Source organism: Lapillicoccus sp. (genome assembly GCF_046595215.1).
In the GTDB taxonomy this organism is placed as follows: Bacteria; Actinomycetota; Actinomycetes; order Actinomycetales; family Dermatophilaceae; genus Lapillicoccus.
Window position 1 is genome coordinate 1 of record NZ_JBKJPP010000066.1, and the last position, 8,217, is coordinate 8,217.

Annotated in this window: 8 protein-coding genes; 6 read left to right on the forward strand and 2 right to left on the reverse strand. The window is 74.2% G+C overall.

Annotated elements, in window-relative coordinates; genetic code table 11:
- Nucleotides 1–27 precede the first annotated feature (27 nt).
- The 5 genes from ACLL9L_RS05470 to ACLL9L_RS05490 all read left to right on the forward strand — a co-directional run bounded on the left by ACLL9L_RS05470 (nt 28) and on the right by ACLL9L_RS05490 (nt 3,300).
- The gene (locus ACLL9L_RS05470; protein ID WP_411283635.1) at nt 28–348 is read left to right on the forward strand and encodes a glycerophosphodiester phosphodiesterase; all 321 of its coding nucleotides are present in this window, start codon (nt 28–30) and stop codon (nt 346–348) included.
- Nucleotides 349–468: 120 nt separating this feature from the next.
- A complete protein-coding gene (locus tag ACLL9L_RS05475) occupies nt 469–900 on the forward strand; it encodes an ATP-binding protein (RefSeq protein WP_411283636.1) in 432 nt (143 codons plus the stop codon).
- Nucleotides 901–920: 20 nt separating this feature from the next.
- Nucleotides 921–1,808, forward strand: a complete 888-nt coding sequence (locus ACLL9L_RS05480) for a DUF5926 family protein (protein ID WP_411283630.1) — start codon at nt 921–923, stop codon at nt 1,806–1,808.
- Between the two features lie 64 nt (nt 1,809–1,872).
- On the forward strand, nt 1,873–2,568 hold the full coding sequence (locus tag ACLL9L_RS05485) for a glycosyltransferase family 2 protein (protein WP_411283637.1): 696 nt from the start codon (nt 1,873–1,875) through the stop codon (nt 2,566–2,568).
- A 30-nt stretch (nt 2,569–2,598) separates the two neighbouring features.
- Complete coding sequence (locus tag ACLL9L_RS05490; RefSeq protein ID WP_411283631.1) at nt 2,599–3,300, forward strand: TetR/AcrR family transcriptional regulator; 702 nt, start codon at nt 2,599–2,601, stop codon at nt 3,298–3,300.
- A gap of 6 nt (nt 3,301–3,306) precedes the next feature.
- Here the strand turns inward: ACLL9L_RS05490 and ACLL9L_RS05495 are convergent, their stop codons facing one another.
- Nucleotides 3,307–5,493, reverse strand: a complete 2,187-nt coding sequence (locus ACLL9L_RS05495; RefSeq protein WP_411283632.1) for a hypothetical protein — start codon at nt 5,491–5,493, stop codon at nt 3,307–3,309.
- A 154-nt stretch (nt 5,494–5,647) separates the two neighbouring features.
- Here ACLL9L_RS05495 and pheA point away from each other — a divergent pair, with 154 nt between their 5' ends.
- Nucleotides 5,648–6,592: a prephenate dehydratase gene (pheA, locus tag ACLL9L_RS05500; RefSeq protein WP_411283633.1), complete on the forward strand. Its 945-nt coding sequence runs from the start codon at nt 5,648–5,650 to the stop codon at nt 6,590–6,592.
- Nucleotides 6,593–6,886: 294 nt separating this feature from the next.
- On the opposite strand, the gene ACLL9L_RS05505 is transcribed toward pheA, so the two are convergent.
- Entirely contained in the window at nt 6,887–7,984 is a 1,098-nt protein-coding gene (locus ACLL9L_RS05505; RefSeq protein WP_411283634.1) for a diacylglycerol/lipid kinase family protein, read from the reverse strand.
- Nucleotides 7,985–8,217 lie beyond the last annotated feature (233 nt).

The following is an 8,217-nucleotide window of genomic DNA, read 5'->3' on the forward strand; positions in this document are numbered from 1 at the left end:
CGCGACGGGATGGCCTGGGCGAGGATGATGTCCTTCTCGCAGTTGGCCGTTCGCCGCATGAAAAGTATCTGCCCCGAGCTGCCGACCGTCTTCCTCATGTCCCATCCGCTCCCCCTCGCCTACCGCGGCGGGGCGCTGCCCGGGGGGGCCGGCGCGGCAGGTCTCGACCTGGCGATCCTCCGGGCCCGGCCCGAGGTCGTGGCCCGCCAGCACGACGAGGGCCACGAGGTCTTCGTGTGGACGGTCGACGAGGACGTGGACATCCAGCGGTGTCTGGAGCTCAAAGTGGATGCAATCATCACCAATCGCCCCCGCCACGTGCTCGACGTGGTCGCCCGCAACCGATAATCTGCTCCCGTGCCTGATCGTCGGGGGGCACGCATCGGGGCAGATGCACAGCGAGGGGTGAGCGGCGGTGGAGGAGCGCGCACGAGCCGTGCCCGTGTCGCGACTCGACGCGCGGTGAGCATGTCCTCGGCCGCGGAGCAACCGGACCGCCCCCGCACCGTCCGCGTTCCGTGGACCGCTCCGGCAGTGCCCAGGATCCGGCGTGCGGTGGTCGCCGACCTCGAGGGCCGTGACCTGTCGGAGGAGATCATCTCCGAGGCCGAGATCGTCGTCTCCGAGCTCGTCGCGAACGCGATCCGGCATGCCAAGCCGCTCGCGGACGGCACCATCCGGGTGCACTGGAAGGTCAAGGCCGGGGTGGTCGAGATCGAGGTGTCCGACGGCGGGGGCCCGTTGACGCCCAGGCCGGCACCGCGCTCGGTGTGGGCCTCGACCGGTCGTGGCCTGCGGATCGTGCGGAGCCTGGCCCACGAGTGGGGGGTCACCGAGGAGCGCAGCGGCCGCACGGTGTGGGCCTCGCTCGGGGGACCGTCTCGACGGCGCACCCACTAGCTCGGACTAGGGTTCAGCCCATGGGTAAGGCAAGCAGGCGTCGCTCCACACGCTCCACCGAGGACTCGCCCCGGGTGGTCCCCGCGCCGTTCGTCGCCCGGCCGTTCGAGGGCCTTCCCTCCGAGACCGAGTGGGTGGCGCTGCGCGAGATCCTCCCGGCCGCCACCGCCAGCGTCTCCTTCGCCGCCGGTCGCGCCCCGGAGGGGGCCACCGTCACGGCGACGATCGCCACGGTCCTGCCGATGGCGTGGCCCGCGCTGCACCGCAACGGGGGCGAGGTCTTCGTGGCGACCCAGTCCGGCGCGACGAGCGGGGACCCCAGCCGCGACCTCGCCGCGGCCCTGCTCCTCGCTTCGTCCGCCGCGGAGGGCACCCCTGTGACGAGCGTGCCGACGCCCACGGCCGACACCCCCCGGCTCCAGGATCTCCTCGACGTGGGCCAGCCCTTCGAGGTCGTGCTCCACGACGGGTTCGACTTCTGGGTCGGGGACGCCGACCTCGACGCCGAGGGCCGGGACTCCCTCGACCGGGCCAACGAGTCGGTGATCGCGACCGAGCGCGTCCCCGGTGCGACCTCCGTCTACTGGTGCGCCATCAACGGGCGCAGCTATGTCCGGTGGGTCCTGCCGCACGACGAGGACCGCGCCACGGACGCGCTCGCCCGCCTCCACGCCGCCGGGCAGACCCGGCTGAGCGAGGACGCCCGGCTGCTCGGCGCGTTCCGGGCCGGCGGGCTTCTCGTGCCCGTCTGGGAGGTCCCGACCGAGAAGGTGGCCGCAGACTTCGCGGACGTCGTCGTCGCCATGGCCCCCCGGATCGACGCGGCTGCCGCGTCGAGCGACCCGCTGACCGCGGACGAGCGGCGGGCCAGGGCGGGTCTGCTCAACCGCCAGGTCACCCTGCGCTGAGGCCGGACCCGTGAGCCCGGACCCGTCACAGACCCCTCCGGACGGTCCGACGCGCAGGGACCGTATGCCGTGTGCGGCGATCGTCCCGGCCAAGGACGAGTCGGCCCGCATCGCCGCGACGATCGCGGCCGTGCAGCAGCTGGACGGGGTCGACCTCGTCATCGTCGTGGACGACGGCAGCACTGACGGCACGGCCGACATCGCCCGGTCCTGCGGCGTCCACGTCGTGCGGCACCGGAGCAACCGCGGCAAGGCGGCGGCCCTGTCGACCGGCGCGGAAGCGGCTGCGGCCGAGCTGACGGGCGAGCACCTGCTCCTGTTCGCCGACGCCGACCTCGGGCCCTCTGCCGCCGCCCTCGGGGTGCTGCTGGCCCCGGTCGCGTCGGATGAGGCCGACATGAGCATCGCGGTCCTGCCCCCGCAGCAAACGTCCGGGGGCGGTCACGGGTTGGTCGTCCGGCTGGCGCGCACAGGCATCGAGGACCTCACGGGGTGGGCGCCCACCCAGCCGTTGTCGGGCATGCGCTGCCTCAGCCGCACGGCATACCTCGTGGCGCAGCCCCTCGCGCGGGGCTGGGGGGTCGAGGTCGGCCTGACCGTCGACGTCCTGCGGGCCGGCCTGCGGGTCGTCGAGGTCCCCTGCGAGCTGCAGCACCGCGTGACCGGCGCCGACTGGCGCGGGCAGGTCCACCGGGCCCGGCAGTATCGCGACGTGGCCCTGGCCCTGCTGCTGCGGCGGCGGTCAGGACGGCGCTCGTAGACTGGTGGACACCGTCCACATGGGAGCCCGATGCCGACGTCCGACCGTGCCCTCAGCGCCGCGACCGCGACCTCAACCACCGGGACCACCGGGACCACCGCCAGGGGTCGCTACCACCATGGTGACCTGCGCCGAGCCCTCGTGGTCGCTGCGACCGCGCTGGCGCGCGAGGGTGGCCCCGAGGCCGTCGTCCTGCGCGAGGTGACCCGTCGGGTGGGCGTGTCCGCCAACGCGGCCTACCGGCACTTCACCGACCGTGACGCCCTCCTCGAGGCGGTGGTCATCGAGGGGCTGGCGCAGATGGCTGGGGCGATGGAGGCCGAGCTGGCGACGGTGCGCCCGCGGCACCCGCAACGGCGGGCCCGGGCCCGGCTCCGCGCGGTGGGGACGGGATACGTGCGGTTCGCCTGCGCTGAGCCGGGCCTGTTCAGGGCGACCTTCCTCGTGCCGTCGGACCTGCGCCGGGCCCGCAACCCCCAGGCCCGGGGGGCCGGCGGACGGACGCCGTTCGAGCTGCTGTCCGACGTCCTCGACGAGCTCGTCGTCGCCGGCGTGGTCTCGCCGGAGCAACGGCCCGGGGCCGAGCTGCTCGCGTGGTCGGCGGTCCACGGGCTGGCCGTCCTCGTCGTCAACGGACCGCTGCGTGAGCTGCCGCCAGAGGCGGTCGAGGCGACGACGCAGCGGCTGCTGGGCATGGTCGATGCCGGGCTCGGAGATCCCTCAGCGGAGTGAGCCGGCTCAGTCGCGGCGGCTCTCGGCGCGCATGGCGGCCCGGTCCTCCCCCGAGCGCAGCTCTGCGAGGCGGATGCCCGCAGCGAGCAGCAGCGGCACGGTGAGCGCGAACGCGACCGGGGGGATGGCCACCCCGGTGTCGTTGAGGAGGAGCCCGATGACCAGCGAGAGACTCAGGCCGATGAGACCGGCGCGCATCGTCTCGACCTGCTCGAGCAGGGGCTGCAGCGGCCGGGCCACTGCAGAGCCCGGCCTGGCCAGGACGATGACGAGCAGGGCCAGCGCCAGGGGCACGAGGTAGGCGAACACCGTGGTGTTTGTCAGGATGTCGAGGTTCTGCGCCAGCTTGCGGGTGACGATCCCCCCGGCGTCGCCGTCGATCACCGACTGGACGAACCGGCCGAGGTGCGAGCGGCTGGCCACCGGGCGCGACCAGTCGGCGAACGCCAGGGCGAGGACGAGCGCGGCCGTCCCTCCGACGATGAGCAGCCCGCGCCGCCAGGTGATGTCGACGTGCAGGATCGACAGGACGAGGACCGCGAGGCCCGGCACGAGGGCCGGCGGCCCGCCCACGTCGCTGCCCCACATCGGGGCGGCGTCGACGACCACGGCGAGGAGCCCGACGAGCGCGACGGCCAGGGCCGCCAGCCTCGGGCGGCCGGTGTGTACCAGCCTGCTCGACACGGCGATGGCGACCAGGAACGTCGCGGCGAGGAAGAGGGCGAAGGTCACGTTGCCGATCCCGAAGTAGCGCCCCCCGACGATCGGGTTGAGGCCGAGGAGGGAGGACAGCTGCAGGCGCGAGCCGTGCACGACGTCGACCGCTAGCACGAGGTAGGTCATCGCGGCCATCGCCCCCACCGGACCCATCGGCGAGCTCCGCCACGCCCCGCGGAGGGCGATCGCGCCGAGGACGGCCGACCACCCGACGACGGCGGCGACCAGGGCCACCGCCGGCGGGGTGAACCGCCACCACGGCAGGATGTTGGCGAGGAAGGTCGCCGCCGGGACGGCCGCGGCCACGACGAGCCCCTGGCGCACGATGGACCGGGCCACGTCCCGCTGGTGCGCCGTGCCGATCCTGCGCTGCCACACCAGGGCCAGGGCCGCGACGGCCGCGACGACAAGCAGGCCCCAGGTCAGGAAGAAGGGGTAGACGATCGGCTGCACCGAGCGTGACGACAGGTCGACGTCGACCAGGTCGGCGAGCCGGCGCTCGGCCGACGCCCCCGAGTCCGCCGTCACCGGGGAGCGGCGCAGGGCGGATCCCCCGACCGTGGCGGGGACCTGCGCCCCGGCCAGGGTGAGGATGGTCGCCGTCACGTCGTCAAGCTGGACGAGCCCGGTGTGACGGGTCGAGGACGAGGAGAAGGTGCCGGGGCCGAAGCGGGGTCCGGCGGCGAGGACGATGCGCAGGCCCGCGCGGTCGCCAGCGTCCGCGAGGCTGACGACGACCACGTCGGCCCCGGTCGGGGCTGCCGCCAGGACCTTGGCGACCCTCGCGTCGACGCCCGACACCTGCAGCTGGCGGGTCAGGGGCACCTGCCCGGGTGCGGCCACGTCCCCGCCGGTGTCCCGGACCGCACCGACGTCCACGAGCGTGGTGCGGCACGCCCCGAGGTCGACGGCCAGGGTCGAGGCGTCGTACGGCCGGTAGCGCGGCACCGAGCCGGCCGGCGGGAGCGCCGCCCCCACGGCCGCGCCGGGACCGACGGCCGCGAGGCACTGTCCCGACGCCGCGAGCTGGGCGGCGAGGGTCCCCGGCCGGGCGTCGAACGGGCGCGCCGCAGCGGTCGCCGCGAGGGCGTCCCACCCCGTCACCGCGCCGCCCACGACCTGCGGCAAGGGCCGGCAGGCAGGGGTGCGGCTGCCGTCGTCCGGCTGGGCGGCCCGGTCCCCCGCGGACAGCGTCAGCCACCCGTCCAGAGGGCAGGTCGTGGCGTGCACGGACGTGATGTTGAGGGCCGCCGACGAGCCGTTGCGCAGGAGTCCCCACAGGGCCGGGGTCGTGCGCGGGTCGAGGTCGCCCGGTCCGATCCCGCCGGTCCCGACGACGATGACGGCGCTGCCGGGACCGCTGACCGGCACGGGGTCGGGGGTGGCGTGGTCCGTGCGCGGGGCGCTCCCCACGAGCACGGCCAGTACGAGCAGGCCCGCCGCGCTCACCGCCTGGAGCACCGGTCGGAGGGTCACCCGCCAGAGCCTAGGTGCTCGATCCAGGGCTGCCGCCCGCCCGCCGCCGCTCGCCCACCGCCCGAAACGGCTCGCCCCCGCACCAGCGTCCGGAATACCATGCGGAGGTGGACCTGACCTCGGTGCAGCCCAGCACCCCCTCCCGGCAGCAGCGATGACCACGCAGCGCCACGGCTACCTCGGGCCGCGGGGGACGTTCTGCGAGATGGCACTGCAGTCCTGGCCCTCTGGCGCAGCCGAGCAGGTGCCCCACGGGTCCGTCGAGTCGGCGCTCGCGGCCCTGCGCAGCGGGGACCTCGAGGCGGCGATGGTCCCCATCGAGAACTCCGTCGAGGGCGGGGTGAGCGCCACGCTCGACGCGCTGTCGGTGGGGGAGGACCTGGTCATCGTCGGCGAGGTCCTCGTGCCCGTCACCTTCGTGCTCGCCGGACCACCCGGTATGCCGCTCGGCGAGGTCCGCGCGGTCGGCACCCATTCGCACGCCTGGGCGCAGGTCCGCGGGTGGATGAACGAGCACCTCCCGGACGCGACCTACGTCCCCACCTCCTCCACTGCGGCGGCTGCTGCCGGGCTCGACGCGACAGCGACCGAGGCCCTGCCCTACCAGGCCTCGGTCAGTGCGGCGGCCGCCGCCTCGATCCACGGCCTCGAGATCCTCGCGCGGGACATCGGGGACAACCCCCATGCCGTGACGCGGTTCGTGCTCGTCTCCCGTCCGGGGCACACCCCCCAGCCGACGGGGTCGGACAAGACGAGCGTGGTGATCTACCAGCGGGACGACCACCCGGGGGGGCTGCTCGAGCTGCTCGAGCAGTTCGCTGCGCGGGGGGTCAACCTGACCAGGCTCGAGTCCCGCCCGACCGGCGAGGCGATGGGGTCCTACTGCTTCTCCATCGACTTCGAGGGCCACGTCGCCGACGAGAGGGTCGCCGACACCCTCATGGGGCTGAGGCGGGTGTGCGCCCGGGTCCGCTACCTCGGGTCCTACCAGCGGGCCGACCGCCGCGCCCCCGACCTGCGGGCGGGCACGAGTGACGACGACTTTGTCAGCGCCCGGGCGTGGCTGGACACCCTACGAGGGTGCCCCCCCTCGTGGTGACCTTTTGGCGGTGGCTGACCAAGGCGTGACCATTTTGTCCAGTATGAGGGATTTCGGGCATGTTCTGACCCGCCGTCTTGTAGAGTCGTGTCGACTCGGTGGGGACCTGACGCAGATACCCAACGAGTCGCACGACCCCGGTCATGTCGGAGGACGCCGAACATCCCCCACTCGTTCGGTAGTCCCCCTGACCGGGCGGCAAAGGCGGCCCACCCCCCACGGGCCGCCTTTGCGCTGCCCGCCCGTGCGCCTCCCGGCGCTCAGGAGAGGTGGGCGCACCAGGGGGTGGAGCTCTCAGGTGGTGTGGGCGACGCGGACGACGAGGGCGAGGTGGTCCACCGTGGCGGCGATGGCGCGTGCCGTGCCGATGGTGTCGCCGTCGATCTGCACCTCCTCCGCGCGGTCGGCCCGGACGCTGATCTCCTGGCCGGCGTGGTGGTCGATCATCGCGTGGCCCTTGTGCTGGCGGGTGAGGACCCGCCCGGCGACCGCGCTCCACCCGACGACGCCCCGCGGTGAGAGGAGGATGGTATCGAGTGCCCCGTCGTCGACACGGGCCTGCGGCATCAGCACGAGCCCGCCGAGGAGGCGCCCGCAGTTGCCGATGACGACCGTGCGGGTGCGTCGGGAGAACTCCATCTCGGCGTCGAACGTGACGCGCACCTTGAAGCCCGGGCCGGCGAGGTTGCGCAGGCCCGAGACGACGTAGGCCGCGGACCCGACCCTGGACTTCAGTGACTCCGGGGCGCCGGCCATGATGGCGGCGTCGAACCCCAGACCGGCCATCACGAGGAAGATGTGCTCCTCGGGGTACTGGTGCTGCCCCGACCGGTCGACCGTCAGCCGCCCCACATCGACCCGCTTGTTCTGGCCGGTCAGGGCGATGAGCAGGGCGCGCTCGATCGAGTCGACCGGCAGGTCGAGGTTGCGGGCGAGCAGGTTCGCGGTGCCCCCCGGCAGCAGCCCGAGCGGCGTCTCCGTCCCGACGAGCGCGGCCGCGACGGCCCGCGCGGTGCCGTCGCCGCCAAGGGCGCAGACGAGGACGGCGCCGTCGCTGACGGCCTGGCGCGCCTGACCGGTGCCGGGGTCGGCGGCGGTCGTCTCGAACCACATCGGCTCGCCCCACCCCTGGGCGAGGCACCCGTCAGTGACCCGGCGACGGACGGCCTCGAGGTCGCCGAACTTCGTGGGGTTGACGATGACGGCGGCGCGCTTGGGTGGGGTGGCCCGCTCCGGCGCCCCGTCGGGTCGGAACTCGTTGCGGTGGGGGCGCCGGCCGCGCCCGGGACGACGCCCTGAGTCGGTCGTCGACCGACGCCGGGCGAGGACGACGCCCAGGACGACGAGGAGCAAGAGGACCCCTGCGAGCAGGATCGCTTCGAGACCGGTCACCGGCTGACCGTATCGGAGCGGCGCGCCCACGCCGTCCACGCTGAATCGCTAGCCTCAGGGCGTGACCCCGACCCCGGACCCGGCCGCCGATCCGGAGTCGACCGCAGTCCCCGGGGCCCGCGCCCGTCCGTCCCATCCTGATCCGGACGACAAGGACTGGACGTGGACCCTGGCCCGGACCTGCCCGGAGTGCGGATTCGCCGCGGCGGCGATCGACCGGGTCGCCATCCCGG

Excerpts from the sequence above, each read along its gene's own strand:
- ACLL9L_RS05490 (WP_411283631.1), top strand. The coding sequence starts at position 2,599 with ATGCCGACGTCCGACCGTGCCCTCAGCGCCGCGACCGCGACCTCAACC.
- pheA (WP_411283633.1), top strand. The coding sequence starts at position 5,648 with ATGACCACGCAGCGCCACGGCTACCTCGGGCCGCGGGGGACGTTCTGC.
- ACLL9L_RS05480 (WP_411283630.1), top strand. The coding sequence starts at position 921 with ATGGGTAAGGCAAGCAGGCGTCGCTCCACACGCTCCACCGAGGACTCG.
- ACLL9L_RS05485 (WP_411283637.1), top strand. The coding sequence starts at position 1,873 with ATGCCGTGTGCGGCGATCGTCCCGGCCAAGGACGAGTCGGCCCGCATC.
- ACLL9L_RS05470 (WP_411283635.1), top strand. The coding sequence starts at position 28 with ATGTCCTTCTCGCAGTTGGCCGTTCGCCGCATGAAAAGTATCTGCCCC.
- ACLL9L_RS05475 (WP_411283636.1), top strand. The coding sequence starts at position 469 with ATGTCCTCGGCCGCGGAGCAACCGGACCGCCCCCGCACCGTCCGCGTT.